The sequence below is a fragment of the Paraburkholderia sp. SSBN10T genome, assembly GCF_056619545.1.
Genome location: NZ_JBWQQI010000008.1, coordinates 1 through 26,085 on the forward strand (window position 1 = coordinate 1; position 26,085 = coordinate 26,085).

At 64.0% G+C, this 26,085-nt stretch carries 23 protein-coding genes and 1 pseudogene; 7 read left to right on the plus strand and 17 right to left on the minus strand.

Features of this window, described 5'->3' with window-relative positions:
- From AC1ECK_RS14385 to AC1ECK_RS14400, 4 genes are all read right to left on the minus strand, one after another.
- The coding region (locus AC1ECK_RS14385) for a DNA internalization-related competence protein ComEC/Rec2 (RefSeq protein ID WP_480320159.1) at window positions 1-2,280 on the minus strand (2,280 nt) is incomplete at its 3' end.
- Between the two features lie 122 nt (window positions 2,281-2,402).
- Window positions 2,403-3,191, minus strand: coding sequence for a TatD family hydrolase (locus AC1ECK_RS14390; protein WP_480320161.1), 789 nt, complete (start codon window positions 3,189-3,191; stop codon window positions 2,403-2,405).
- A 26-nt stretch (window positions 3,192-3,217) separates the two neighbouring features.
- Complete coding sequence (lolD, locus tag AC1ECK_RS14395; protein ID WP_480320163.1) at window positions 3,218-3,958, minus strand: lipoprotein-releasing ABC transporter ATP-binding protein LolD; 741 nt, start codon at window positions 3,956-3,958, stop codon at window positions 3,218-3,220.
- Window positions 3,951-5,204, minus strand: a complete 1,254-nt coding sequence (locus AC1ECK_RS14400; protein ID WP_480320165.1) for a lipoprotein-releasing ABC transporter permease subunit — start codon at window positions 5,202-5,204, stop codon at window positions 3,951-3,953. The genes lolD and AC1ECK_RS14400 overlap by 8 nt, the downstream gene beginning before the upstream one ends.
- A 247-nt stretch (window positions 5,205-5,451) precedes the next feature.
- Here AC1ECK_RS14400 and AC1ECK_RS14405 point away from each other — a divergent pair, with 247 nt between their 5' ends.
- The 5 genes and pseudogenes from AC1ECK_RS14405 (at window position 5,452) to AC1ECK_RS14425 (ending at window position 12,346) form a co-directional block, all read left to right on the plus strand.
- A complete protein-coding gene (locus AC1ECK_RS14405; protein ID WP_480320631.1) occupies window positions 5,452-6,588 on the plus strand; it encodes a regulator in 1,137 nt (378 codons plus the stop codon).
- Between the two features lie 52 nt (window positions 6,589-6,640).
- Window positions 6,641-8,328 (plus strand): annotated as a pseudogene (gene recJ, locus AC1ECK_RS14410) (single-stranded-DNA-specific exonuclease RecJ).
- 160 nt (window positions 8,329-8,488) lie between these two features.
- Window positions 8,489-9,593, plus strand: a protein-coding gene (gene prfB, locus AC1ECK_RS14415; RefSeq protein WP_480320167.1) for a peptide chain release factor 2 whose coding sequence is annotated in 2 segments (ribosomal slippage) — window positions 8,489-8,569 and window positions 8,571-9,593 — 1,104 coding nt in all. Because the reading frame shifts where the segments join, the coding sequence is not laid out codon by codon here.
- Window positions 9,594-9,727: 134 nt separating this feature from the next.
- Window positions 9,728-11,254 carry a lysine--tRNA ligase gene (gene lysS, locus AC1ECK_RS14420; RefSeq protein WP_480320169.1) on the plus strand — a complete coding sequence of 509 codons (1,527 nt, stop codon included), beginning with the start codon at window positions 9,728-9,730 and terminating at the stop codon, window positions 11,252-11,254.
- 366 nt (window positions 11,255-11,620) lie between these two features.
- The gene (locus AC1ECK_RS14425; protein ID WP_480320173.1) at window positions 11,621-12,346 is read left to right on the plus strand and encodes an outer membrane lipoprotein; all 726 of its coding nucleotides are present in this window, start codon (window positions 11,621-11,623) and stop codon (window positions 12,344-12,346) included.
- A gap of 130 nt (window positions 12,347-12,476) precedes the next feature.
- On the opposite strand, the gene iscX is transcribed toward AC1ECK_RS14425, so the two are convergent.
- The 12 genes from iscX to AC1ECK_RS14485 all read right to left on the minus strand — a co-directional run bounded on the left by iscX (window position 12,477) and on the right by AC1ECK_RS14485 (window position 22,128).
- Entirely contained in the window at window positions 12,477-12,674 is a 198-nt protein-coding gene (gene iscX / locus AC1ECK_RS14430; RefSeq protein ID WP_074299870.1) for a Fe-S cluster assembly protein IscX, read from the minus strand.
- 15 nt (window positions 12,675-12,689) lie between these two features.
- Entirely contained in the window at window positions 12,690-13,031 is a 342-nt protein-coding gene (fdx, locus tag AC1ECK_RS14435; RefSeq protein WP_480320178.1) for an ISC system 2Fe-2S type ferredoxin, read from the minus strand.
- A gap of 200 nt (window positions 13,032-13,231) precedes the next feature.
- Window positions 13,232-15,103, minus strand: coding sequence for a Fe-S protein assembly chaperone HscA (gene hscA, locus AC1ECK_RS14440; RefSeq protein ID WP_480320181.1), 1,872 nt, complete (start codon window positions 15,101-15,103; stop codon window positions 13,232-13,234).
- 107 nt (window positions 15,104-15,210) lie between these two features.
- A complete protein-coding gene (hscB, locus tag AC1ECK_RS14445; RefSeq protein WP_480320183.1) occupies window positions 15,211-15,738 on the minus strand; it encodes a Fe-S protein assembly co-chaperone HscB in 528 nt (175 codons plus the stop codon).
- Window positions 15,739-15,872: 134 nt separating this feature from the next.
- On the minus strand, window positions 15,873-16,196 hold the full coding sequence (iscA, locus tag AC1ECK_RS14450; protein ID WP_480320185.1) for an iron-sulfur cluster assembly protein IscA: 324 nt from the start codon (window positions 16,194-16,196) through the stop codon (window positions 15,873-15,875).
- 134 nt (window positions 16,197-16,330) lie between these two features.
- Window positions 16,331-16,747 (minus strand): Fe-S cluster assembly scaffold IscU, encoded by a 417-nt coding sequence (iscU, locus tag AC1ECK_RS14455; protein ID WP_480320187.1) that lies wholly within the window; start codon window positions 16,745-16,747, stop codon window positions 16,331-16,333.
- A gap of 75 nt (window positions 16,748-16,822) precedes the next feature.
- Entirely contained in the window at window positions 16,823-18,046 is a 1,224-nt protein-coding gene (locus AC1ECK_RS14460) for an IscS subfamily cysteine desulfurase (protein ID WP_480320189.1), read from the minus strand.
- Between the two features lie 69 nt (window positions 18,047-18,115).
- The gene (gene iscR / locus AC1ECK_RS14465) at window positions 18,116-18,646 is read right to left on the minus strand and encodes a Fe-S cluster assembly transcriptional regulator IscR (protein ID WP_480320191.1); all 531 of its coding nucleotides are present in this window, start codon (window positions 18,644-18,646) and stop codon (window positions 18,116-18,118) included.
- Between the two features lie 157 nt (window positions 18,647-18,803).
- A complete protein-coding gene (locus AC1ECK_RS14470; protein ID WP_480320193.1) occupies window positions 18,804-19,301 on the minus strand; it encodes a low molecular weight protein-tyrosine-phosphatase in 498 nt (165 codons plus the stop codon).
- A 201-nt stretch (window positions 19,302-19,502) separates the two neighbouring features.
- Window positions 19,503-19,742, minus strand: a complete 240-nt coding sequence (locus AC1ECK_RS14475) for a hypothetical protein (protein ID WP_480320195.1) — start codon at window positions 19,740-19,742, stop codon at window positions 19,503-19,505.
- A gap of 152 nt (window positions 19,743-19,894) precedes the next feature.
- A complete protein-coding gene (locus AC1ECK_RS14480) occupies window positions 19,895-21,307 on the minus strand; it encodes a lactate utilization protein B (RefSeq protein WP_480320196.1) in 1,413 nt (470 codons plus the stop codon).
- A 98-nt stretch (window positions 21,308-21,405) separates the two neighbouring features.
- On the minus strand, window positions 21,406-22,128 hold the full coding sequence (locus AC1ECK_RS14485; protein ID WP_480320198.1) for a (Fe-S)-binding protein: 723 nt from the start codon (window positions 22,126-22,128) through the stop codon (window positions 21,406-21,408).
- A gap of 192 nt (window positions 22,129-22,320) precedes the next feature.
- Here AC1ECK_RS14485 and AC1ECK_RS14490 point away from each other — a divergent pair, with 192 nt between their 5' ends.
- Window positions 22,321-23,127 (plus strand): IclR family transcriptional regulator, encoded by an 807-nt coding sequence (locus AC1ECK_RS14490; RefSeq protein ID WP_480320200.1) that lies wholly within the window; start codon window positions 22,321-22,323, stop codon window positions 23,125-23,127.
- Window positions 23,128-23,282: 155 nt separating this feature from the next.
- On the opposite strand, the gene pbpG is transcribed toward AC1ECK_RS14490, so the two are convergent.
- Window positions 23,283-24,458, minus strand: a complete 1,176-nt coding sequence (gene pbpG, locus AC1ECK_RS14495) for a D-alanyl-D-alanine endopeptidase (RefSeq protein ID WP_480320202.1) — start codon at window positions 24,456-24,458, stop codon at window positions 23,283-23,285.
- A gap of 818 nt (window positions 24,459-25,276) precedes the next feature.
- Here pbpG and AC1ECK_RS14500 point away from each other — a divergent pair.
- On the plus strand, window positions 25,277-25,849 hold the full coding sequence (locus AC1ECK_RS14500) for a phasin family protein (protein ID WP_480320204.1): 573 nt from the start codon (window positions 25,277-25,279) through the stop codon (window positions 25,847-25,849).
- Window positions 25,850-26,085 lie beyond the last annotated feature (236 nt).

Here is a 26,085-nt window from a genome sequence, read left to right on the forward strand (position 1 = left end):
GGCGAACTGACCGGTGTCTGCGGTGCCAACTGCGCTGCCGGCGAACTGACCGGTGTCTGCGGTACTGACGCGCAGCACACAGCAATGCGCATTGGGACTGCCTCGCAACGGCCCGGGATCGGGCCAGAGCATATGGAAATCGACACCATCCCATTGCCAGCGCTGCCCCGCCGTACAGCGCACAGTATCGGCGCCGACGGCCCGAGCTTTCTCCCACAGTTCATTCGAAGGCACCAACCCGGCCAGCAACTGGCGCACCTCGACGCCTTGCAGCACCGCAGGCGCGCCGCCCGAGTGATCGGAGTCGGCGTGACTGATCACCATCGTATCGAGCGTGTAAACACCGTTGGCCTGCAGATAAGGCACCACCACCCGCTCGCCGGCGTGAGTCGACTCCGGCCCGGGACCTGCGTCGAACAGCAGAGCATGGTGGGTCGTCTCGATCAGAATCGACGAACCCTGGCCGATATCGAGTGCGGTCAGCCTGAACGAGCCCGGCGGCGGCCCAGGCGGAGGCGGCAACAGGAGCGGCAGCCAGGTCAATGGCGCCGCCCAGCGCAGCGGCCAGCCGCGCGGCGCGAGACACCAGACGACGCCGAGCGCCGCGGCGGCAAGCGCCCAGCCGTCCGGTTGCGGTAAGCGCCAAAGCATCCAGGCGGGTCCGGATAGCATCTGCAGCGCTACCGCGAGCAGTTCGAGCAGCGCGTGGGCGGCGCGGAAAGCGAGCGCGTCGAGCGGCGCGGGCAAGGTGACGCCGGCCAATACCGCCGGGGTCACGAGAAGACTCACCCAAGGAATGGCGAACGCATTGGCGACTGGACCGATCAAGGGGATCTGCGAGAACCAGTAAACGGTCAGCGGCGCCAGCGCGACCGTCACGGCGAACTGGACATGTGCCGCACTGCGCAGCCGTTCGACCAACGCCCGGCCGCGAGCAAACAATGCAGCGCGCATGCGTTTGCTCCAGCGCTTGACAGGCGGGCCGCCCGGCGGCGTGGCCGGCGGGATGTCAGGGTCTGTCTCATCGTCCACGCGCGCATCCACGAGCGCACGCACACGCGGCCTGCCCGATACCGCAAACAGGATCGACGCCACCGCGCAAAACGACAGCCAGAACCCGGCCGAAACCGGCGCCCACGGATCGAGCAACAGCACGAGGCCCAGCGCCCAGGCCAGCACCCACGACGGAGCCACGCTGCGCCCGCTGACGAACGCAAACGCCACCACCCCGGCCATCCACAGCGCCCGCTGCGCCGGCACATTGAACCCGGCGAGCGCCGCGTGCAACGCGGCAAACAGTACCCCCGCAGTGACGGCAACCCGTGGCGCAGGAATCCGCAGCGGCCAGTCACGCCCGACAAAGCACGAACGCCGCCACAGCACGCCGGCGAGCCACCCCGCGAGGCCGGCGACGAAACCGATATGCAGACCGGAAATCGCGACCAGGTGGCTTGTGCCGGTCGCGCGCATCAGCATCCAGTCGGCGGCGCGAATCCCGTCCTGCGCGCCGATGGCGAGCGCCACCACGATCCCGCGATGCGGCGCATCGACGAGCACGGCGTCGATACGCGCGCGCAGCGCGGCGCGCCAACGGTCCACACCGACACCCAGACCGCTCGCATAACCTTCCAGACGCCGCGCGGTTGCGGGCGCACTGACATAGCCGGTCGCCCGGACATTGCGTGCGAGCAAGCCGGCTTCCGCATCGCGTACGCCGTAGTTGGCGTTACTGTGCGGACGCTTGAGCCGCACTTTCAGATGCCAGCGTGCGCCCGGCTCGAGCAACGGCGGTGGCGGCCCCTTGTGATCGATCCAGGAGAGCTGGATCGTGCGGGGAAAGCGGGCGATCGGCGCGGCGACGGATTCGACGTCGAACAGGAAGCGCGCGCCCTTTGCGTCGCGCGTCGGCAGGCCGCGAATGGCGCCCTCGACTTCAAGGTCGCGGCCCTCCCACGCGGTAGGCAAGCTCACGGCCAGACGCAGCTCGGCCCGCCACGCCGCATAGCCGAAACCCGCACACGCCGCAGCCAGCCACACTGCGCACCAGCCGCCAGCAATACGGGCGTCAAGCCGGAGCGCGAACCCGGCACTGCGCACACCGCAGTCCCGCTGCCGCCGGAAAAACCATAAGCCCCGCAGGCCCCCGAAGCTCCACACAGCCCAGCCAAGCGCAGCAATCAACCCCAACCAGAGCGCCAGCCACTCGTGCCGCAAAGGCAGCGCCGCCTGCTGCTGCAAGACGAACACGCCTAACGCAAAACCGCACCATACCGCCCGCATGCACCCTCCGGCCTGCTCGCCCTCAACCACGCACCGGGCGTCGCAAGCGGATACAGGTCAGAAAGGCATTTCAGACGGGTTGCCGCACGCGTGTTCCGCCCGGCGCGAACCACTGAGGGAAATTATGCAGACGAAAGTGCGAGCCGCGGCAGCGCAGCGTGAGCGTTAGCCGTTGTGCCTATGGAAAGCTCATCTACGCCGATGCCGCGCAGTTGCGCGAGCCCCGCTCCGATGGCGGGAATCTGGTCGGGCGTATTGCGTTGCCGGTACAGCCAGGAAGGCGGGATATCCGGCGCATCGGTCTCGACGACGAGCGCGTCGAGCGGCAACTGCGCCGCGAGGCGCCGGATCTGCAGGGCGCGCTCGAACGTCAGGTTGCCGCCGAAGCCGAGGTGCATGCCCTGATCGAGATACGCCTGGGCCTGCTGGAAACTGCCGTTGAACGCATGGGCAATACCACGATGCACGCCATGCTTGCGCAAACCCTTGAGCACCTGATCCTGCGATTTGCGCACGTGGCAAATCACCGGCAGATCGAATTCACGCGCGAGCTTCAACTGTTCGTTATAGAAGAACTGCTGGCGCGCATCGTCGAGACCCGCCACGAAATAATCGAGGCCGATTTCGCCGAGGCCGATAAAGAGCGGATCGTCGAGACTCGCTTCGATCTCCATGCGCAGCGCCTCGAGATCGGCGTCCTGCGCGCCTGGCGTGAAGAGCGGATGAATCCCGAGCGCGTACGCCCCGCCCTTCACGCGATGCGCAAGCTCGCGCACCGTCGCGAAGTTCTCGCGCGCCACACCCGGAATCACGATACGCCCGACCCCCGCATCGCAGGCCGCCGCCGCGACAGCCTCGCGATCCGCGTCGAATTCCGCCGCGTCGAGATGGCAGTGCGTATCGATCCACATGCTGGCGCTCCGGCGCTAGGAGAGCGTCAGACCGGAACCGTCGGCTCTTCGTACAGCACGCCGTCACGCAGGCGCATCGTACGATCGCAGCGCGCCGCCAGGTCCGGGTCGTGCGTGACGATGACAAAGCTGGTGTCGAAGGTCCGCGACAGTTCGAGCATCAGGTTGAATACCGTGTCGGCGGTACCGCCGTCGAGGTTGCCGGTGGGCTCGTCGGCCAGCACGCAGGCCGGGTTCGTGACGAGTGCGCGCGCAATCGCGACACGCTGGCGCTCGCCACCCGACAGTTCTCCCGGACGGTGCTTCGCACGGTGCGCAAGACCCACCCGCTCAAGCGTCTGCAGCGCGGTGCGGCGCGCTTCCTCGGTCGGCATGCGGCGAATGCGCAGCGGCATCGCGACGTTGTCGAGCGCGGTGAACTCCGCCAGCAGATGGTGGAACTGATAGACGAAGCCGAGCGCGCGATTGCGCAGGTCGTTGCGCTCGCGTTCCGAAAGTTTGGTGAACGGCTTGCCGAGCACGGACACCTCGCCGGCGCTCGGATCGTCGAGGCCGCCCAGCACGTGCAGCAGCGTGCTCTTGCCCGAACCGGACGCGCCGACGATCGCCAGCTTCTCGCCGCGCCGCACCGACAGTTGCGTGTTGTTCAGCACCTGCACGTTCAGGCCGCCCTGGATGAACGACTTCGAGATGCCGGTCGCTTCGAGGACGTACGGATGCAAGGCGCTGTCTGGGGTCATGGATTGAGCAACGGAACGATCATTCATAGCGCAGCGCCTCCGCAGGACGGACCTTCGCACCACGCCAACTCGGGTACAGCGTCGCCAGCGACGCCAGCACGAACGCGATCACGCCGATCTTGAGCACGTCGCCAGGCACCAGTTCGGACGGCAGCTCGCTGATGAAATACACCGACGGCGGCAGGAACTGCACGCCGAGCAGGTGCTCGATCATCGGTACGAGCCATGGAATGCTCCAGGCAATCAGGCAACCGAGCGCCACGCCCGTAGCCGTGCCGATAAAGCCGATCGTCACGCCCTGCACCACGAAGATTTTCATGATCGAGCCGGGTTGCGCGCCAAGCGTGCGCAGAATCGCGATATCCGCCTGCTTGTTGGTCACCGTCATCACCAGCGACGACACCAGGTTGAACGCCGCCACCGCGATGATCAGCGTCAGGATGATGAACATCATGCGCTTTTCGATCTGCACGGCTGAGAACCACGTCTTGTTCTGCTGGGTCCAGTCGCGGATATAGAGGTCGCCCGAGAGCGTGCGCGCCAGTTGATGCGCCACTTCCGGCGCACGCTGCATGTCCTTGAGCCGCAGCCGCACGCCGGTGGGCGCGGGCACCCTGAACAGCACCTGCGCATCCTGAATGTTGATCAGCGCGAGGGTGCTGTCGTACTCGTAGTGTCCCGACTCGAACACGCCGACCACGTTGAACTGCTTCAGGCGCGGCAGCATCCCGGCAGGCGTGATGGTGCCTTCGGGCGCCACCAGCGTGATCTTGTCGCCGGGCATCACCCCCAGATTGGCGGCGAGATCCGCACCGAGCACGATGTTGAATTCGCCCGGTTTCAGATCGGTCAGCGCGCCGGCTTTCATTTCCTTATAGATATCCGACACCTGCGGCTCGAGCGCCGGATCGACGCCGCGCAGCGCCACACCGCTCACGGCGTCCTGGCGGGTCAGCAGCGCCTGGGCGTCGACATACGGCGCCGCGCCAATCACTTCCTTGTTCTGCCGGGCTTCCTGGGCGGTCAGTTGCCAGTTCGGCATGGAGCCGGTCGGCGAAAAGATCTCGACGTGCGCGAGCACCGACAACATGCGGTCGCGCACCTCCTTCTGGAAGCCGTTCATCACCGACAGCACGACGATCAGCGCCGCGACGCCGAGCGCGATGCCCGACATAGAAACCAGCGCGATGAACGAAATAAAGCCGTTACCGGTCGTGCGTTTGCCGGCGCGGGTGTAGCGCCAGCCAATCTGCCATTCGTAGGGAAATTTCAAGCGAATCCTTTTCTGCGTTCTTCAGCCTCGTGCCACGGCCTCGTGGTTCGACCGTTGGTGCAGCGCATGACAGCGGTCATCCCGCGCCTCGTGCGCTTCGAGGGTCGTGACCGTTGGTGTCGCGATCGTCGCGGATGGTTCCGGGGCGGCGCGCAAGGCGCTGCAGTTGCCCGACTGGTACCGCTTCCATTCACGGAACCGGTGGGCTGCTCATCTACCATCGGTCAAGCGCGAAGTTTGCCATACAATGCCGGGCATCATGCACGCCAACCGTCTTCATCTCCTTCTGCCTTTCGCGCTGCCCGCCGCAGCCGACGCCTCCACCGCGCTGCACGGCATCGAAAGCCCGGCCCTCGACAGGCTGGTGGCGCGGGCGACGCTGGTCGAGCGGGTGGTCGGCGAAGACTTCCAGCGCACCCTGCCGCACGAGCGCTGGGTGGCCCACCGGTTCGGCACGGTCGCCGGCGGCGCGGCCGACGAGGCACCGCTCGCCCCCTACATGCTGCGCGCCGACGGCGGCGAGCCCGGCACCTCGACCTGGGCGTGCGTGCAGCCGGTGCATGTGCGCATCGCGCACGACCACCTGGTGCTGATCGACCCGGCGTCCCTCGCCCTGACGGACGCGGAAGCCGCCACGCTGCTCGCAGTCGCCCGGCCGTTGATCGAAGAACTCGGCGTCCGTATCGAGGCGCCCAAGCCGTCGCGCTGGTACCTCGCGAGCGACGCCTTCGGTACGCTGGCCGGCGCCTCGCCGCTGCGCGCCAGCGGCCGCAACATCGAAATCTGGCTACCGCACGAAGCGCACAGCGGCCAGCGCTCGCGGGCCTGGATGAAGCTGCAGAACGAAGTGCAGATGGCGTGGTTCGAGCATCCGGTCAACGAGGCGCGTGAAACGCGCGGGCTGCCCGCGGTCAACTCCATCTGGTTTCACGCGCAAGGCGCCGCGCAGCCGGTCAAGAGCCCCTTTACCCGCGTGCTGTCGGACGCAGCGGCCACACGCGGCCTCGCGCTCAGCGCCGGCGTCGAGACCGGTGCAGCGCCGGCTTCGTTTGCGGCGCTGGCGTCGAACGCGCCTGGCACCTCCGGCGCAAGCGGCGCCGCAGCCGGCAACAGCGCGCACGCGACGTCGGCAACGACGCTCGTCGAGCTCGATCCGTTTTCCGCGCCCTATATCGAGCAGGACTGGGGCCGCTGGAACGCGGCGTTCGCGGCGCTCGAAACCGACTGGTTCGCGCCTGCCCTCGCCGCGCTGCAATCCGGTCAGCTCGGCGAGCTCGGTCTCACGCTGTGCGGCGACACCGGTTCGGTAACGCTCAGCATTACGCGCGGCGATCTGCGCAAGTTCTGGCGCCGCCGCGTGCTCGCTTCGCTCTTTATCGAATAACGCATCCAGTCACCCCGCTACCGTTCCACCGCATGTTTTCCGGCCTTTCCGCATGACTCGAATCGTTACGCGCGCCTGTTCTCCCGTCGACGCCGAAGTGTTGACCCGTCATGGCCTGCACCCCGTGCTGGCCCGTCTGTACGCGGCGCGCGGCGTCTGTCAGCCGGAGGAGATCGAAACCGGCCTCGCGCGTCTGGTACCGCCGGCGCAGTTGAAAGGCTGCGCAGACGCGGCGGCGCTGCTGGCCGATTCGATCGAAGGCAAACGCCGCATGCTGGTGGTGGCCGACTACGACTGCGACGGCGCCACCGCGTGTGCGGTCGCAGTGCGTGGCCTACGGATGTTCGGCGCGCAGATCGAGTATCTGGTGCCGAACCGCTTCGAGTATGGCTATGGCCTCACGCCGGAAATCGTCGCGCTGGCGGCCCGCAACGCCTCCGGCAAGCCCGATCTGCTGATTACCGTCGATAACGGCATCGCCAGCGTCGACGGCGTGGAAGCGGCCAACGCCCTCGGCATCGACGTCCTTGTGACCGACCACCACTTGCCGGGCGACGATCTGCCGGCCGCGCGCGCGATCGTCAACCCGAACCAGCCGGGTTGCGGCTTTCCGAGCAAGTGCATCGCCGGCGTCGGCGTGATGTTCTACGTGCTGCTCGCGCTGCGCGCCGAACTGCGCCGGCGCGGCGCGTTCGACGACGCGCGGCCCGAGCCGCGTCTGGACGGCCTGCTCGATCTGGTCGCGCTCGGCACGGTGGCCGACGTCGTCAAGCTCGACGGCAACAATCGCGTGCTCGTCGCGCAAGGCTTGCAGCGGATTCGCAAGGGCAAGATGCAGCCGGGCATTGCCGCGCTGTTTCGCGCCGCGCCTCCGGCTTCGATCTGGGCTTTGCGCTCGGTCCGCGGCTGAATGCGGCGGGCCGGCTTTCGGATATGTCGCTCGGGATCGAATGCCTGACCACCGACGACGTCGGCCGCGCGTGGGACCTCGCGCAGCAGCTCGACTCGATCAACCGCGAGCGGCGCGAGATCGAAGCCGGCATGCAGCAACAGGCGCTCGAAGACCTGTCGACGGTCGATCCGGCGGGTTCGGCCACGATCGTGCTGTTCAACCCGAGCTGGCATCAAGGCGTGATCGGCATCGTCGCAGGGCGGCTGAAGGAGAAATTCCACCGTCCCGCCTTCACCTTCGCGCCGGCTGATGAGAGTGGCGTGCTCGTCAAGGGCTCAGGCCGCTCGATCGCGGGTTTCCATCTGCGCGATGCGCTCGATCTGATCTCGAAACGCGAACCCGGCCTGATCGTCAAGTTCGGCGGCCACGCCATGGCGGCGGGCATGACGCTCGCCGCGGCCGACGTGGCGCGTTTCACCGCGGCCTTCGAAGCAGTGGGCCGCGAATGGCTGTCCGACGACGCCCTCGCGCGCGTGGTCGAAACCGACGGCGATCTGGAAGAAGCCTATTTCACGCCGCAATTCGTCGAGATGCTCGACGCCGAAGTCTGGGGTCAGGGCTTTCCGGCGCCGGTGTTTTCCGGCGAATTCGAGGTGGCGTCCCAGGCGCTGGTGAAGGACAAGCACCTGAAGCTGCAACTGCTGCGCGGCCGGCAGCGTTTCAACGCGATCTGGTTCAACCACACGGATTCGCTGCCGACGCGCACGACGCTTGCCTACCGGCTCGCGAGCGATACGTGGAATGGAGTCTCGCGCGTACAACTGATCGTGGAGCATGCGGTGAGTTGAGCGACCGCGCGGGCTCGCCCGAGCCGCGCCGAAGCCGCGAAAACCGCTCAAAGCCCCCGCAAAACCGCCCCAAACGCCCACCGGGAACGTGCATTAGCCTCCGGAGGGCCGCCTCGATCGGCTATAATTTGCCCTTTTTACGAAGCTATAAAAGATCGACATGGAAGCGGAACGTCTCAACGCGATCGAAGCCTCTCTGGCCGACCTGCGCCATCGCGCGGGCGAGCTACGGGGGTATCTTTGACTACGACGACAAAGCACTGCGTCTAATCGAAGTCAACCGGGAACTCGAAGACCCGAACGTCTGGAACGACTCGAAGCATGCCCAGGCCCTCGGCCGGGAAAAGAAGCTGCTCGACGACGTCGTCGGCAAACTCACCTCGCTCGACAATGACCTGCGCGACGCGCAGGACCTGTTCACCATGGCGCGCGAGGAAAACGACGAAGACACTCTCCTCGCCTGCGAAAGCGATGCAAGCGGCCTCGAGCAGCGCGTCGCCGACATGGAATTCCGCCGGATGTTCTCGAATCCGGCCGACCCGAACAACGCGTTCCTCGACATTCAGGCAGGCGCCGGCGGCACCGAAGCGTGCGACTGGGCCTCGATGCTGTTGCGCCAGTACCTGCGCTACTGCGAGCGCAAGGGCTTCAAGACCGAAGTGCTGGAACAGACCGACGGCGACGTCGCGGGCATCAAGAACGCCACGCTCAAGATCGAAGGCGAGTACGCCTACGGCTTCCTGCGTACCGAAACCGGCGTGCACCGCCTCGTGCGCAAGTCGCCGTTCGACTCGTCGGGCGGCCGCCATACGTCGTTCTCGTCGGTGTTCGTGTACCCGGAAATCGACGACTCGATCGAAGTGGACATCAACCCGGCCGATCTGCGCATCGACACGTACCGCGCTTCCGGCGCGGGCGGTCAGCACATCAACAAGACCGACTCCGCCGTGCGGATTACGCACATGCCGTCGGGCATCGTCGTGCAGTGCCAGAACGACCGTTCGCAGCACCGCAACCGCGCCGAAGCCATGGCCATGTTGAAATCGCGCCTGTACGAAGCGGAAATCCGCAAACGTCAGGCCGAACAGGACAAGCTCGAAGCGGGCAAGACCGATGTGGGCTGGGGTCACCAGATCCGTTCATACGTGCTGGACAACAGCCGCATCAAGGATCTGCGTACCAACGTCGAAATCAGCAATACCAAGAGCGTGCTCGATGGCGACCTCGATCCGTTCATCAGCGCCAGCCTGAAACAGGGCATCTAAGGGCGATTGACGTAATTCCGGCGCGGCGAGGCTTGCCGCGCCGCATCTTTCAAGCGCCTGCCGCACATAGTCCGATCGGCAGGCAACCTGGTGCGGGCCGCCCGCATGCAGGCCACCCCGAATACCGACCCATCATGACCGAACCGATCCAGACGAACGCTGCGCCCGAGGGGGACGAAAACAAGATCATCGCCGAGCGCCGCGAAAAGCTGCGCGAGCTGCGTGACCAGGGCGTCGCCTATCCGAACGACTTCCGCCCCACGCATCATGCGGAAGATCTGCAGGCGCAATACGCCGAGGCCGACAAGGAAACGCTCGAAGCGAATCCGCTCGAAGTCGCCGTGGCCGGCCGCATGATGCTGAAGCGCGTGATGGGCAAGGCGAGCTTCGCCACCGTGCGCGACGGCTCGGGTCAGATCCAGTTCTTCATCACGCCGGCCGACGTCGGCCAGGAAACCTACGACGCGTTCAAGAAGTGGGACATGGGCGACATCGTCGCCGCGCGCGGCGTGCTGTTCCGCACCAACAAGGGTGAGCTGTCGGTGCGTTGTACCGAACTGCGCCTGCTGTCGAAGTCGCTGCGCCCGCTGCCCGACAAGTTCCACGGCCTCGCCGACCAGGAAACGAAGTACCGCCAGCGCTACGTCGACCTGATCGTCACGCCGGAAACGCGCAAGACCTTCGTGGCGCGCACCAAGGCCATGTCGTCGATCCGCAAGTTCATGGCGGACGCCAACTTCATGGAAGTCGAAACGCCGATGCTGCACCCGATTCCGGGCGGCGCGGCGGCCAAGCCGTTCGTCACGCATCACAACGCGCTCGATATGCAGATGTTCCTGCGCATCGCGCCGGAGCTGTACCTGAAGCGCCTCGTGGTGGGCGGCTTCGAGCGCGTGTTCGAGATCAACCGGAATTTCCGTAACGAGGGCGTCTCGGTGCGCCACAATCCGGAATTCACGATGATCGAGTTCTACGCGGCGTACACCGATTATCAATGGGTGATGGACTTCACCGAACAGTTGATCCGTCAGGCCGCAATCGATGCGCTCGGCACGGCGACGATCAGCTATCAGGGCCGCGAACTGGATCTGGCGAAGCCGTTCCATCGCCTGACGATCACGCAGGCGATCCAGAAGTACGCCCCGCACTACACCGACGAACAACTGGCCGACGCCGCTTTCCTGCGCCCCGAGCTGAAGAAGTTCGGCGTGGACGCCTCGCAACCGCAGTTCCTCAATGCCGGCGTGGGCGCGCTGCAACTGGCGCTCTTCGAAGAGACCGCCGAATCGCAACTGTGGGAGCCGACCTACATCATCGACTATCCGATTGAAGTGTCGCCGCTCGCGCGCGCATCGGACGCGGTGCCCGGCATTACCGAGCGTTTCGAACTGTTCATCACGGGCCGTGAAATCGCCAATGGCTTCTCGGAGCTGAACGATCCGGAAGATCAGGCCGCACGCTTCAAGAAGCAGGTCGACCAGAAGGACGCGGGCGACGAGGAAGCGATGTTCTACGACGCCGACTACATCCGCGCGCTCGAGTACGGCATGCCGCCGGCCGGCGGTTGCGGCATCGGCATCGACCGTCTGATCATGCTGCTCACCGACAGCCCGAGCATCCGCGACGTGATCCTGTTCCCGCATCTGCGCCGCGAAGACTGAGCGCACGGATCGCGCTGATCCGCGGCTGCATCATTCGGCAGCAGGACCCGACGCCCGGCTCGTTGCCGGGCGTTTTTCATTGTGGCGGCCAGTCAAGGCCCGCATTCGTCATCCGCAGGGCCGCGCTGGCTGACAGTTTGTAACTATCGGTAAAAGGTTCACGGGGCCGGATGCCCGGTGTTGGGGTCGGACAGTGCAAGAGCCTCACGAAATCAGGCGTGCGGCTACCCTCTCCGCTGTCGCGTCGCCGGCATCTCAGCGAGCGCTACAGAACTGGTTACAAATTGAAACCCGGTGCCCAACCGAACTGTCAGACACTCTGTCTTGAAAAAAACCAGTTCGACTCTGCTCCAGACGGAGGTCAATATGAACAATTCAGACAACACACAACCACGCCGGATTCACCCGCTTGTCGCAACCGCGGCAGGCGCAGTCATCATCGCCAGCCTCGCGGCTACGGCAGCCATCACGGGCCTGTTCCCGAAGGCGTCGAGCAGCGGCGCGCAAACGGATCAGACCCAGGCCGCGCTGGTCGCCTCGCAGCCGGCGGTGGTCGATTCGTCGGCTCCGGCCAATCCGAACACCTACGCGCAGCAACAGCAGCCGCAGGCGCCTCAGGCTCCTGCTCAGGAACAGGCGCAGGCACAACAACCTGCCCCGACGGCGCCTGCCCCGTCGCCTGCGCAACCGCAGTACGCGCAGCAACCCCAGGCCCAAGCGGCACAGTACGCGCAGCAACCGGCGCCCCAGCCAGCCTATTGCGCTAGCTGCGGCACCGTAGTGGCGATCTCCGAAGCCCATCAGGAAGGTCACGGCACCGGTATCGGCGCTGTCGGCGGCGCGGTGGCCGGCGGCCTGATCGGCAACCAGTTCGGCGGCGGCGTCGGCCGCGGCGCCATGACGGTGCTGGGCGCTGTCGGCGGCGGCTTCGCCGGCAACGCGGTCGAAAAACATCTGCGCAGCACGACCGCTTATTCAGTGCACGTGCGCATGGAAAACGGCAAGAACCGTTACTTCACGTACCACGAAGCGCCCCCGTTCCAGCAAGGCGAGCGCGTGCACGTCGAAAACGGTACGCTTGTAGCAGGCTAGTCGCGGGGGAATTCACGAACCAGACGCCGCATCCGAAGCGGCAACACTGGCACACACGCGGCACCAAGCAAAAAGGCGATTCCAATGGAATCGCCTTTTTGCTTTGAAAACCACTCAAGCTTTCGCCTGTTCAATAATCCGCATCCTCGATCCATGCCGCCTGGATCGCTTCGAGGATCTTCTCGTTCGAACGGTTCGGATCGTCGTCGAAACCTTCCAGCTCCGTCACCCAACGGTGCAGATCGGTGAAGCGGATCTGCTGCGGGTCCACTTCCGGGTGCTTGTCGGTGAGGGCCATCGCAATGTCTTGCGTGTCGGTCCACTTCATGGCTGCGCGCTCCTGTTAGTGATTTTCCTTCGCGTGGTTGATCGAGTAACGCGGGATTTCAACAACCAGATCCTGGTCGGCCGGCACCACCGCCTGGCACGACAGACGCGACTCGGGCTCCAGGCCCCACGCCTTGTCGAGCAGATCGTCCTCGTCTTCCTCGGACGGCGTGAGCGCGTTGAAACCTTCGCGCACGACGACGTGGCAGGTTGTGCATGCGCACGATTTCTCGCAAGCATGCTCGATCTCGATGCCGTGTTCCAGCAGATTGTCGCAGATGCTCTTGCCCGGCACAGCATCGATCACCGCGCCTTCCGGGCACAGTTCGACATGGGGCAGTACAACGATTTGAGGCATACGATTTCCGTTTGGTCTGGGCACGGCCGCCGGCGAACTGGCTCCGTACCATTTTACTGGTGACGCATGCGTTTTTGACATGCGTCACGTGATTCGTCGAGAGGCTAGACAGGCTGCTGGAGCGGCTTGTCGCCTGGCGTGTACGGCGGCCCTGTTCAACCGGGACCGCCGGAGCGCCGACCCGCGGCCGCCCGCTCCGCTCAGATCTCGTCGAGCTTGCGGCCGGCCAGCGCGCGGCGAATACCCTTGTTCATGCGGCGAGCAGCGAACTCGTCAGTGCCTTCGGCCACTGTCTTCGTCGCCGCTTCGATCGCGTCGACATCATCGCTCTGCGCCACTTTGCGCAAGGCCGTGAGTAACCCATCGAGCTCAGCGCGCTCGGCCTCGTCGAGCAATTCGGCGTCGGCCGCGAGCGCCGCATCCGTTGCTTCGATCAGGCGTTGCGCTTCGACTTGCGCCTCGCGCAGTGCGCGAGCGCGCATGTCGACCTCGGCCGTGTTGAAGCTGTCTTCCAGCATCTTCGCGATGTCGTCGTCGGCAAGACCATACGACGGTTTCACCACCACCGACGCCTCCACGCCCGAAAGCTGCTCACGCGCGAACACCGACAGCAAGCCATCCGCGTCGACCTGATAGGTCACACGAATACGCGCCGCGCCGGCCGCCATCGGCGGGATGCCGCGCAGTTCGAAGCGCGCGAGCGAGCGGCAATCCGCCACCAGTTCGCGTTCGCCCTGCACGACGTGAATCGCCATCGCCGTCTGGCCGTCCTTGAAGGTCGTGAAATCCTGTGCGCGGGCCACCGGAATGGTCGAATTGCGCGGGATGATCTTCTCGGTCAGGCCACCCATCGTCTCAACGCCGAGCGACAGCGGGATGACGTCGAGCAGCAGCCAGTCGTCGCCGTCGGCGCTGCGGTTGCCGGCCAGCAGATCGGCCTGGATTGCCGCGCCGAGCGCGACCACCTGGTCCGGGTCGAGATTGGTCAGCGGCGGCTGGCCGAAGAACGCTTCGACCGCGCGGCGAATCACCGGCATGCGGGTCGCACCGCCCACCAGCACCACACCCTTGATTTCTTTCGTCGTCACCCTGGCGTCGCGCAGCGCCTTCTTGGTCGGCCCAAGCGTGCGCTGCACCAGCGCCCGCGTGATCGCCTCAAAGGTGGCCTCGTCGATCGTCAGATCGAGCCTGGTGCCGTTGGAGAGCGTTGCCTGCAGACTTGCCAGCGGCGCATCCGACAGCGCCTCCTTGGTCGCGCGGACGCTGTCCAGCAGCATCCGCACGTCTTCCGCGGCGAGCGTCTGCGCCGCGATACCAGCCTGCTCTAGCACATGACGGAACAGCGCGTGATCGAAATCGTCGCCGCCGAGCGCGGAATCGCCGCCCGCGGCAAGCACTTCGAAAACACCCTTGGTAAGCTTGAGGATCGACAGGTCGAAGGTGCCGCCGCCGAGGTCGTATACGGCGTAGAGGCCTTCGGAGCCGTTGTCGAGGCCATAGGCAATCGCCGCCGCGGTCGGCTCGTTGAGCAGGCGCAGCACGTTCAGACCGGCCAGACGCGCCGCGTCCTTGGTAGCCTGGCGCTGGGCTTCGTCGAAATACGCCGGTACGGTAATCACGGCGCCGACCAGATCGTCGCCGAGCGTGTCTTCCGCGCGCTGACGCAAGGTGGCGAGAATTTCCGCCGACACTTCGACCGGGCTCTTCACGCCGTCGACGGTGCGGATCTGCACCATGCCGGGCGCGTCGACGAAATCGTAGGGGGCGTTTTCGGCGCCCTCGACTTCGCTCTTGCCGCGGCCCATGAAGCGCTTGACCGACACGATCGTATTGCGCGGATCGCTCGCCGCTTCCGCCTTGGCGGTATGGCCAATGCGGCGGCCGCCCTTCTCCAGATAGCGGACCACCGACGGCAGCAGCATCTGGCCGTCCTCGTCGGGAAGCACGTCGGGCACGCCGCTACGGACTGCGGCAACGAGGGAATTGGTGGTGCCAAGATCGATACCGACCGCGAGACGCCGCTGATGCGGCGCGGGCGCCATGCCGGGTTCGGAGATTTGCAGTAAGGCCATCTGGGATCTTCTTCGGGGATCGTTCGGCCCCGTCCTGAATGATTCGCGTTGCTGGGTTGAATGCTACGGCTTGCTGTCGTGGCTACGTTCGGGTTCGTCGATTCGCGTCAGTTGTCGAGTCGCTCGATCTGCGTGCTGACTTCCTCCGCCACGCGCTCGATAAACATCAACTGACGCACCGCCTCGCCCGCCGCCTGGTTCGCGCCGCTATCGAGCAACGCGCCGAGTTTCGTGAAGCGCATCCGCTCCTCGTCGCGCAGTTCGGCGAGCAAGGCATCGAGCGCGTCGACATTCTTCGCCGCAGCGGCGTCTTCGATGCCTTCGCGCCATTCCATCTGCTGCATCAGGAACGCCGGCTCCATTGCCGTATTGTCATGCGCGCCGACATCGATGCCGCGCAGCGACAACAGATAGGTCGCCCGCTTCAACGGGTCGCGCAGCGTCTGATACGCCTCGTTCGTGCGCGTCGCCCATTGCATGGCAATGCGCTTTTGCGCGTCGCCCGCGGCCGCGAAACGGTCGGGGTGGACCTGCGACTGCACTGTGCGATACGCGTGATCGAGCGCACTGGCGTCGAGCGCGTATTGCGCCGGCAGATCGAACAGGTCGAAGTGGCTATCGTTCAGCGAGGCCATCGAATGATGTGGTCCGTTCAAAAAACACAGCCGGCTTGCAAATTGAAAAGCAGCGCCAGGCAAAACATAAGGTACGGCAAATTAAAAAGGCGGCCCGCGCCGCCTTTTTTCCGCTGCACGCGGATTTAACCTGTTCAGACGCGGAACGACTCGCCGCAGCCGCACTCGTCTTTCACGTTCGGGTTGTTGAACTTGAAGCCTTCGTTCAGCCCTTCACGTGCGAAGTCGAGTTCCGTGCCGTCGATATAGGCGAGGCTCTTCGGGTCGACAATGATCTTGACGCCGTTGCACTCGAATACCTGATCTTCAGGCGCGAGTTCATCCACGTATTCGAGCTTGTAGGCCAAACCCGAGCAGCCGGTCGTGCGCACGCCGAGCCGCAGCCCGAGACCCTTGCCGCGTCGGACCAGAAATTTCTGGACGTGTTGTGCTGCCTTTTCGGTCAACGTAATTGCCATAGCGTTTCTCATTGGGCAGCGCCGCATGTTTCATGCGCGCTGCCGCCCTGCCTGCATCCAATATCGCTCACGCCGGGCAGCGCGCTTTGCGCCGCCCGCTGCCCTGCTTCATTTGCGCTTTAAGCGGCGCTGCTTCAAGCAGCCTGCTGCTTTTCGCCCGCTTCCGCGGTTTCGCCGTGACGCTGCTTGTAGTCGGCAACCGCTGCCTTGATCGCGTCTTCCGCGAGGATCGAGCAGTGGATCTTGACCGGCGGCAATGCGAGTTCTTCGGCGATATGCGTGTTCTTGATCGACATTGCCTCGTCGAGCGTCTTGCCCTTCACCCATTCGGTGACGAGCGAGCTCGAGGCGATCGCCGAACCGCAGCCATACGTCTTGAACTTCGCGTCTTCGATGATGCCGTCCGCGCCCACGCGGATCTGCAGCTTCATCACGTCGCCGCAAGCCGGCGCGCCGACCATGCCGGTACCGACGGCATCGTCGTCCTTGGCAAAGGAACCGACGTTGCGCGGATTTTCGTAATGGTCCAGAACCTTGTCGCTATAAGCCATGATTACACTCCTTGATTCGTTTCAACCTGCATCCGGTGCGATGTTTCGCCCAGCCTGGGGTCGCAGTAATGGCGATTAGTGCGCCGCCCACTGGATCGTCGAAATATCGATCCCGTCCTTGTACATTTCCCACAGCGGCGACAGGTCGCGCAGCTTCGAAATCTTGGTCTTCAGCAGGTTGATGACGTAATCGACGTCCTGCTCCGTCGTGAAGCGGCCCACCGTGAAGCGGATCGAGCTGTGCGCCAGTTCGTCGTTGCGGCCAAGCGCACGCAGCACGTACGACGGCTCGAGCGAGGCCGAGGTGCACGCCGAACCCGACGACACGGCGACGTCCTTGACCGCCATGATCAGCGACTCGCCTTCGACGAAATTGAAGCTGATGTTCAGGTTGTGCGGCACACGCTGTTCCATGTCGCCGTTCACATAGGTTTCTTCCATGTCCTGCAGGCCGCGCAGCAGACGGTCGCGCAGCATGCGGATACGCTCGTTTTCCGTGGCCATTTCTTCGCGTGCGATGCGAAACGCTTCACCCATGCCGACGATCTGGTGCGTGGCCAGCGTGCCCGAACGCATGCCGCGCTCGTGACCGCCGCCGTGCATCTGCGCTTCGATACGGATACGCGGCTTGCGGCGCACGTACAGCGCGCCGATGCCCTTCGGACCATAGGTCTTGTGAGCCGAGAACGACATCAGGTCGACCTTCAGCTTTTGCAGGTCGATTTCCACCTTGCCGGTAGCCTGAGCCGCATCGACGTGGAAAATGATGCCCTTCTCACGGGTGATCTCGCCGATCGCCTCGATGTCCTGGATCACGCCGATCTCGTTGTTCACCGACATCACCGAGACCAGAATCGTGTCCGGGCGCAACGCGGCCTTGAACGCGTCGAGGTCGATCAGGCCGTCTTCCTTGACGTCCAGATACGTGACTTCGAAGCCTTCGCGCTCGAGTTCGCGGCAGGTGTCCAGCACGGCCTTGTGCTCGGTCTTCACCGTGATGATGTGCTTGCCCTTGCTCTTGTAGAAGTGCGCCGCACCCTTGATAGCCAGGTTGTCCGACTCCGTGGCGCCCGAAGTCCAGATGATTTCGCGCGGATCGGCGTTCACCAGCGCCGCGACGTTCTCGCGCGCTTCCTCGACCGCACGTTCCGCGTCCCAGCCATACGAGTGGCTGCGCGACGCGGGGTTGCCGAACTGCTCGCGCAGGTACGGAATCATCTTGTCCACCACGCGCGGATCGACCGGGGTCGTGGCGCTGTAGTCCATGTAAATGGGCAGGTGGGGAATGTCGTTATTCATGAATCGCTCCGGGGGACATCATTGCTCTGGCTTCTGGGCTCCAGGTTCGCTTGATTAATTTAAAGCGCTCTATGAACCGGCCATGTTGAAAACGGAATTCGGTCCGCGTGGCGCGACCCGGGCGGGTTCGACCGCCGGCGCCTCGCTGCGGCGGTCGCGCAGCACGGCCGGCGCGCCTTCGCGCGCGCGTTGCTGGTCGACCAGATCCTTCAGGGAGACCGAATCCAGGTACTCGACCATTTTCTGGTTCAGGGTAGACCACAGTTCGTGCGTCATGCAGTGGCCGTCGTGCTGCTTGGTGCCTTCGCAGGTGCCTTTGCCGCCGCATTGGGTGGCGTCGAGCGGCTCGTCGACGGCGATGATGATGTCCGCGACGGTCACGTCTTCAGCGCGGCGGGCCAGATTGTAGCCACCGCCCGGTCCGCGGACGGACTCCACGATCTCATGGCGACGCAGCTTGCCGAACAACTGCTCGAGGTAGGACAGGGAAATATGCTGGCGCTGGCTGATACCCGCAAGCGTCACCGGGCCCTGCTCCTGGCGCAGCGCCAGGTCAATCATCGCCGTGACGGCGAAACGGCCTTTCGTGGTGAGTCTCATGATGTTGGGGATCGCAATTCTCGACAAGTTTGCTCAAGTATAAATACATGACTAGATTAGTCAAGTATCCCTATCGCAATTTGGGTCATTTGCTTAATTAACCAGTGGGCCCGCAGGCCCGTCCGACGGACCTTGGGTGCTGCTGTCCTGGCCGTGCTCAAGGCACCAGTTGCGCGTGCAACGCGGCGATCAGTCCCCGGCACGCGGCTTCACACTGGTCCAGCACCTGCTCAAAACCCGCCGCGCCGCCGAAATAGGGATCGGCCACTTGCCGCTCGCCCGCCCAACGGCTGTCGTTCTGCGACACGAACTCCATCAGCAGCCGAATCTTGTCGCGCTGGGCCGGCGGACAGATCCGGCGCAACGCGGCGACATTGGCGTCGTCCATCGCAATCAGCAGATCGAAGCGCTCGAAGTCCGCCGCGCCGATCTGCCGGCCGCGCAGCCCGGACAGGTCGTAGCCGCGCTGGGCGGCGGCACGCTGGGCGCGCTCGTCGGGCGCGGCGCCGATGTGCCAGTCGCCGGTGCCGGCCGAATCGACCGTGATGCGCCCGTCCAGCTTCGCCTCGCCGACCTGATGCCGCATCACCCCTTCCGCAGTCGGGGAACGGCAGATGTTCCCTAGACAGACAAAACAGATGGAGACGGTTTTCATCAAAGGCTCTGGATGCGCGGCATCCGGACGGGGCTGGTCAGCGGTGCCGCGATTATACAAAGATGGAGAAAATCTCGCCGGGCGCGCGCTCGGCGCTGTGAATCCAGCGGCCCCACCCCGCTGCGCCGGGCGCCGCAAAACGGCGCGCGGCAAAGCGTGGGCAAGATGCGCGACTGGCCAGTCACGAAATATCTCCTGCCTTCAGGATGCTTCGGCCGGTTGCAGCGCGGCGACTGCACGCATGGGCTTCACCGGCAACACGCGATCGTCGCCAACCAGGCCATACGAAACGGTTCGCGCCAGCTCCGCCGTGAACTGATCCGCGCCGAGCGGCGCCTGCGCCATGCGCGACGCGGCCTCGCCGCTGACATACAGGTAGGCTGCCGCTGCGAGCGGCACAAACACGGCCAACGGCCAATACATCGATATTGTCTTTTTCATGATGCGCTCTCTTCCGATTGAGGCACCCGGAGCTTGTGGCCCACTATGCCTAGTCGAAATGGTATAGAACGAATCAATTGGGAAAAACCCACCCCAGTGAGATACAGCGTTGCTCCGGAGAGAACAGTGTCTCGAAAAGACGCCGCGCACGCTCAGCCGAGATGACTGCGCTGTGCCGCGTACAACTCGCGGAACGTGCGCCCGACTGGCGCCGGCATATCGCGCGTGTCGGTCCAGCCGGCCGCAAGCGGCAGCCTGGCTATCGCGCGACGGCGCCCGCCCATTCGCTCGAGGATCCGCACCGCCAGTTTGGTGAACAGCGCATAGGCATCCGGGTGCAGTGCAAGAAAGCCCCACACCGCCAGCCCCGCGCGTTCGCGCCAAGGCCGCAAGCGCCGCTCCACCTGCTTCTCGCGCAGCTTGCGCAACAGGTCCGACAACGGAATCCCGACCGGACAGACGCTATTGCATTCGCCGCACAACGTGGCGGCCTGCGGCAGATCGAGCGCGTTGTCGATCCCGACATAACTCGGCGTCAACACCGAGCCCATCGGCCCCGGATAGACCCAACCATAAGTATGGCCGCCGACCTTCTGATACACCGGGCAATGATTCATGCAGGCGCCGCAGCGGATACAGCGCAGCATCTCCTGGAAGTCGCCGCCGATCAGCCCGGTGCGCCCGCCATCGACCAGCACCACGTACATATGTTCCGGGCCGTCCTGATCGCCGGGTCCGCGCGGACCGGTCAGCACCGAGAAGTAGTTCGAGGTCGCCTGACCGGTCGCCGAGCGCGGCAGCAGACGCATCGCGGTTGCGAGGTCCTCGAGCGTCGGCAGCACTTTCTCGATGCCCGTCACCGCCACGTGCACCCGCGGCATCACCGTGCACATGCCCTCGTTGCCCTCGTTGGTGACGAGCGCGACCGAACCGGTCTGCGCCACCACGAAGTTGCCGCCGGTCACACCCATATCCGCCGTCATGAAATGCGGGCGCAGCACCTCGCGCGCCTCGCGGGTCATCTCGGGAATCTCGGTGAGGCGCGGGCGGTGGTGCATTTTCGCAAACAGATCGGCGATCTCGTCCTTATCCTTATGGACGACCGGCGCGATGATGTGACTCGGCGGCTCGTTGTCGTTGATCTGCAGGATGTATTCACCGAGATCGGTTTCGATCGACTGCACGCCCATCTGCCCGAGTACTTCGTTCAGGCGCATTTCCTCGGTGACCATCGACTTGGTCTTGATCACCTTCTTCACGTCGTGCCGGCGCGCGATATCCGCGACGAGCCGGGCTGCTTCCTGAGTCGTCTCGGCATACAGCACCGTGACGCCGCGCAGGGTCGCCTCGCGCTCGAAGGTCTCGAGCCACACGTCGAGGTTGTCCAGCGCGCGGTTGCGGCGCTCCTTGAGGGCGGCGCGGGTCGCAGCGAAATCGATCGCCGTAATCGCGGCCGCGCGGGCCGAGACGAACTTGGTCGACAGCTTGGTGAGGTTCTGCTGCAGACGCTGGTCGGCGAGCTTCTCGCCAGCGCGCGCCTTGAACTGCATCGTTTGAACTTGCATGGCGGTCTTTAGAATTCGCTTGCGGATTCAATGAGTGACGGCACGACAGGACATGCGCCGCCTCGCGCCATCGCTTGTGCGACGGCTGAGGCGCCGCCTTATGCGTCGCCGGCGAGCACCTGCGCGATATGCAGCACGCGCGTGGTGGTGTCGCCCTTGCGGCGCAAACGGCCTTCGATATTGAGCATGCAGCCGAGGTCGCCGAGCACCACCGTGCCCGCCCCGCTCGCGCCGATGTTCGCGCATTTTTCATCGACGATTGCCGTCGAGATATTGCCGTACTTGACCGCGAACGTGCCGCCGAAGCCGCAGCAGTGTTCGCAATCCTTCATCTCGGTGACCGTCACGCCGGCCTGCGCGAGCAACGCGCGCGGCTGCGTCTTGACGCCCAGCTCGCGCAACCCCGAGCATGAGTCGTGATAGGTGACCGGTCCCGCAAACTCGCCGGGCGGCAACTGCACCCTGGCGACGTTGACGAGAAAATCGGTCAGCTCGTACACCTTCGGGCGCAGGCGCCCGAAGCGGGTCATCATTTCCGGGTCGCTGCCAAACAGGTCGCCGTAATGCACGCGGATCATGCCGCCACACGACCCCGACGGCACCACGATGTAGTCGAACTGCTCGAATTCGCGCAGGGTCTTCTCGGCCAGATCGCGTGCGAGGCGGCGATCGCCGGAGTTGTAGGCGGGCTGTCCGCAGCAGGTTTGGGCGGGCGGCACGACCACCTCGAAGCCGGCTCCCTCGATCAGCTTGATCGCCGAAAAACCGATTTCGGGACGCATCAGGTCAATCAGGCAGGTGACGAACAATCCGACTCGCATGGGCGCTCCTCCGGGAAAACGTCCCTGATTATCCGCTGTTTGCCGAACAATACCAACGCCAAAGCCACGCAGGCCGCAAGCCACCAAGGTCTGCAAGCGGATTCGAAGCTAGCCTCCAACAGCGTTCGCTTTTTTCACAATACGATATACAATCAATTCTCCGCTGTTTGACGCGTCAACCGATTTCTCCCCATGAGCGATACGAACCCGGATCCCAAGACTTCGATCCAGGTGATCGAGCGCATGATGCGCCTGCTGGACGCCCTTGCTGCGCATAGCGACCCGGTCAGCCTGAAGGAACTCGCGCTACGCACTGAGCTGCATCCCTCCACTGCGCACCGCATCCTGAACGACATGGTGACGTGCCGTCTCGTCGACCGTTCGGATCCAGGCACCTATCGACTCGGCATGCGCCTGCTGGAACTCGGAAATCTGGTCAAGGCACGCCTGTCGGTACGCGACGCCGCGCTGATGCCGATGCGCGAACTGCATCGCCTCACTGGACAGACGGTGAATCTGTCGGTGCGTCAGGGCGATGAGATCGTCTATATCGAACGGGCCTACTCCGAGCGCTCCGGCATGCAGGTGGTGCGGGCCATCGGCGGGCGCGCGCCGCTGCATCTGACCTCGGTCGGCAAGCTGTTCCTCGCTGCGGACGAATCGACCCGCGTGCGCGCCTACGCGACCCGCACGGGCCTCTCGGGGCATACCCAGAACAGCATTACCGATCTTGCCAAGCTGGAACGCGAGCTGTCGCATGTGCGCCAGCAATCGTGCGCGCGCGATAACGAAGAACTGGAACTCGGCGTGCGCTGCATCGCGGCGGGCATCTATGACGATACCGGCAAGCTGGTCGCCGGCCTGTCGCTGTCGGCGCCGGCCGACCGCTTGCAGGACTCGTGGCTGGGGCAGTTGAGCAAGACGGCGCTGGTGATCTCCGCGTCGCTTGGCTATCAGCCGGAGACGCCGCCCAACAGTGCACATCATCAGCATGCGTGAGTCACGGGCTAAAACTGAAGCGGACGTGAAGCGCTCAGCCAGACCGCCCCACTAGCACAATGCACCTCAAAGCAAAAAGCCCCGCAATCGCGGGGCTTTTTGCTTGCGCCGCCTCGACAACGTCGAGACAGCGGCCTTTCCTTCATCCGGACGTATCAGGTGCCCGGACCACCGGCGTCGGCACTGGTAATGTGCTGGTCGCCGCCGTTGTCGAGCCACGTGCGCAGGCGCGTTGCGTCGGCGAAGCGCGAGTACTTGCCCGACGAATCGAGCAGCACCACGATCATCGGACGGCCATGAATGGTGGCCTGCATCACGAGGCACTCACCCGCTTCGTTGATGAAGCCGGTCTTCTGCAGACCGATGTCCCATGACGGATTGCGCACCAGCGCGTTGGTGCTGTTATAGGCGATCGAACGCTTGCCGGTGTAGACCTCGTAGCTATGATCGGTCGAGAACTGGCGGATCATCGGATACTGATAGGCCGCGTTGACCATCTTGACCAGATCGCGCGCGGTCGAGACGTTCTCGCTCGTCAGACCCGACGGGCTTTCGAAGTGCGTATCGGTCATGCCGAGTTGCTTGGCCTTGGCGTTCATCGCTGCGAGGAAGGCCGGGCGGCCGCCCGGGAAGTAACGCGACAGCGCTGCGGCCGCGCGGTTTTCCGAGGCCATCAGCGCGATGTGCAGCATGTCTTCACGCGAGAGCACCGAGCCGACCGACAGGCGCGAACCGGTGTTCTTGATGTAGTCGCGGTCTTCGTCCGTGACTTCGATCTGCTCGGTCAGCGGCGCCTTCGAGTCCAGCACCACCATCGCCGTCATCAGCTTGGTGATCGAGGCGATCGGCACCACGGCGCGCGAGTTCTTGTCGAACAGCGACTCACCGCTGTTCTGGTCGACCACGTAGGCGACGCTCGAACGCAACGCCAGCGCGTCAGGCGTGTCGTGCAAGCCAAACGCCTGGCCGACCGTGGGCTGACGCGGTTCGAACGCGACCTTGCGCATAACCGTATGGCGGCGGCCATTCATCACGTACGAAACGCGGCGCTTGCGGGTTTCGGCGCGCGGCGCGTCGTCCGCCGCAACCGTGTTCTTCGCGGCTTTGGACGACTTCGCGGCAACGGCGGAACCCGGCTTTTTGGCCGATTTCGCAGTTTTGACGGTCTTCTTGCTGGTTTTGGCTGGCGCGGTGGCCGTGGCCGTCGCGGCGAAAGCGTCGACAGGCGCAGCAAACGCGGCTGCGATGACCACCGAGGCGGCCACCGACACAGCGGTGCTGAGGGCCACGCCGTGGATCACTTTGAGCGACGAAAACATGTCGGTTTTCATTGGTGTTCTGTCTGGGACGGCGAAAGTTTTATGCAAGTGTAGTAAAACCACGAAAAATTAGCAATATTAAGCACTTATCGGCGCTCCTTAAACCGGGTTGTCAGATCCGATTGTAAAAAGCCTATAAGCTTCGCGGACTCGATCGAAAAAAACGATCCAGTCCGCGGATGTTCGTTGGGGCCGTTATGCGCCGGATTCCGGCGATGCTCTCAGCATAACGGCAATTTAGAGACAACCTTGATCAGGGGAAATACGGTCGTTCCAGGCGCTGCGAAACGCCGCTGACCGTTGCCCAGCGGGCGGTTTCTCCAGGGCACCAGTCGATGAGCCGACGCGCGGACAGTTAAGCATCCACTGCGGATTGAACCATCGCGCATTTGACCGATATGCTCGATTAACGTTCCGTGACAGATTCCGGTTTACATCGATTGTTGTTTTGCCGCCTCTTGCTTCGAAATTTTCCCTCTGGATCGTCCTGTGCCCGCCGTCCAGGATCGCGTCAAATCCCCGGTTATAGCGGCAAAAACTACCGCTCAAACGCGCACCAGCACTGTGCAGCGGTCATTCCGACATCTGTCGCGCATATGTCATATGCGCTTCATAACGTATTGTTTTACTGAGCTATTTTCATGATTGTGCGACGCACAAAAAGAACTTGACATCTGCCGGCGCCATCCTAAAATAGGTAGCATTGTTGCGATGCACAATACATCACCGTCCGGTGTGTGACAGCGCATTTTTGTCGTTACTGTTTTGCCAGTTTTGCCATTAACCCAACACGGTCCGCACCAGACGGACCGTCATCCAGGAGCGTAAACATGAGTCTGCTGACCCCTGAGCAAATCGCCGCAGCCCAGAAAGCCAACCTCGAAACCCTCTTCGGCCTGACGACTAAAGCATTCGAAGGCGTCGAAAAGCTGGTCGAGCTGAACCTGCAAGTCGTGAAGTCGACGCTCGCGGAAAGCCAGGAAAATGCACAACGTGCGCTGTCGGTGAAGGACGCACAGGAATTTTTCGCGCTGCAGGCTGGCCTCACGCAGCCGATCTCGGAAAAGGCGCTGTCGTATGGCCGTCACGTGTATGAAATCGTGTCCGCCACGCAAGCTGAATTCGCCCGCGTCGCCGAAGCTCAGTACAAAGAGCAAAACGACAAGGTGCAGTCGCTCGTCGAGAACGTTGCCAAGAACGCCCCGGCCGGTTCGGAAACCGCTGTCGCCGTGTTGAAGTCGGCTATCACCGCCGCCAACACCACGTACGAAACGGTTCACAAGGCGACCAAGCAAGCTGTGGAAATCGCTGAAAGCAACTTCAACGCAGCGGCCACCGCAGCGTCGAAGGCGGCTTCGCAAGCTGCAGCTCAAGCTTCGCGCTCGACCAAGAAGGCTGTTTAAGTTTGAGTTCAGGTGTACAGCAGGCGTGACTGAGGTCTCGACGAGAGGCATCAATCGCGGTTTCAGCGGAAGTTTTGAGCGCGCTTAAACGGCGCCCGGAACAACGGTTGAGACGTCCTGCGCATCAATCTGTGCCGGCGGGTTCGCCCGCCGGCGCGTCTCGCAGCAACAGCGCCGTGCGGTCCATGTACTACGCGTGCACTTCGCGGCCCAACGCTCCGATACGTTCAACAGCG

Excerpts from the sequence above, each read along its gene's own strand:
- iscU (WP_480320187.1), bottom strand. The coding sequence starts at position 16,747 with ATGGCTTATAGCGACAAGGTTCTGGACCATTACGAAAATCCGCGCAAC.
- AC1ECK_RS14485 (WP_480320198.1), bottom strand. The coding sequence starts at position 22,128 with ATGCGAGTCGGATTGTTCGTCACCTGCCTGATTGACCTGATGCGTCCC.
- AC1ECK_RS14500 (WP_480320204.1), top strand. The coding sequence starts at position 25,277 with ATGAGTCTGCTGACCCCTGAGCAAATCGCCGCAGCCCAGAAAGCCAAC.
- AC1ECK_RS14490 (WP_480320200.1), top strand. The coding sequence starts at position 22,321 with ATGAGCGATACGAACCCGGATCCCAAGACTTCGATCCAGGTGATCGAG.
- AC1ECK_RS14480 (WP_480320196.1), bottom strand. The coding sequence starts at position 21,307 with ATGCAAGTTCAAACGATGCAGTTCAAGGCGCGCGCTGGCGAGAAGCTC.
- AC1ECK_RS14405 (WP_480320631.1), top strand. The coding sequence starts at position 5,452 with ATGCCGGGCATCATGCACGCCAACCGTCTTCATCTCCTTCTGCCTTTC.
- fdx (WP_480320178.1), bottom strand. The coding sequence starts at position 13,031 with ATGCCTCAAATCGTTGTACTGCCCCATGTCGAACTGTGCCCGGAAGGC.
- iscX (WP_074299870.1), bottom strand. The coding sequence starts at position 12,674 with ATGAAGTGGACCGACACGCAAGACATTGCGATGGCCCTCACCGACAAG.
- hscB (WP_480320183.1), bottom strand. The coding sequence starts at position 15,738 with ATGGCCTCGCTGAACGATAGCCACTTCGACCTGTTCGATCTGCCGGCG.
- hscA (WP_480320181.1), bottom strand. The coding sequence starts at position 15,103 with ATGGCCTTACTGCAAATCTCCGAACCCGGCATGGCGCCCGCGCCGCAT.
- iscR (WP_480320191.1), bottom strand. The coding sequence starts at position 18,646 with ATGAGACTCACCACGAAAGGCCGTTTCGCCGTCACGGCGATGATTGAC.
- lysS (WP_480320169.1), top strand. The coding sequence starts at position 9,728 with ATGACCGAACCGATCCAGACGAACGCTGCGCCCGAGGGGGACGAAAAC.
- lolD (WP_480320163.1), bottom strand. The coding sequence starts at position 3,958 with ATGAATGATCGTTCCGTTGCTCAATCCATGACCCCAGACAGCGCCTTG.
- AC1ECK_RS14460 (WP_480320189.1), bottom strand. The coding sequence starts at position 18,046 with ATGAATAACGACATTCCCCACCTGCCCATTTACATGGACTACAGCGCC.
- AC1ECK_RS14475 (WP_480320195.1), bottom strand. The coding sequence starts at position 19,742 with ATGAAAAAGACAATATCGATGTATTGGCCGTTGGCCGTGTTTGTGCCG.
- AC1ECK_RS14390 (WP_480320161.1), bottom strand. The coding sequence starts at position 3,191 with ATGTGGATCGATACGCACTGCCATCTCGACGCGGCGGAATTCGACGCG.
- pbpG (WP_480320202.1), bottom strand. The coding sequence starts at position 24,458 with ATGAAAACCGACATGTTTTCGTCGCTCAAAGTGATCCACGGCGTGGCC.
- AC1ECK_RS14425 (WP_480320173.1), top strand. The coding sequence starts at position 11,621 with ATGAACAATTCAGACAACACACAACCACGCCGGATTCACCCGCTTGTC.
- AC1ECK_RS14470 (WP_480320193.1), bottom strand. The coding sequence starts at position 19,301 with ATGAAAACCGTCTCCATCTGTTTTGTCTGTCTAGGGAACATCTGCCGT.
- iscA (WP_480320185.1), bottom strand. The coding sequence starts at position 16,196 with ATGGCAATTACGTTGACCGAAAAGGCAGCACAACACGTCCAGAAATTT.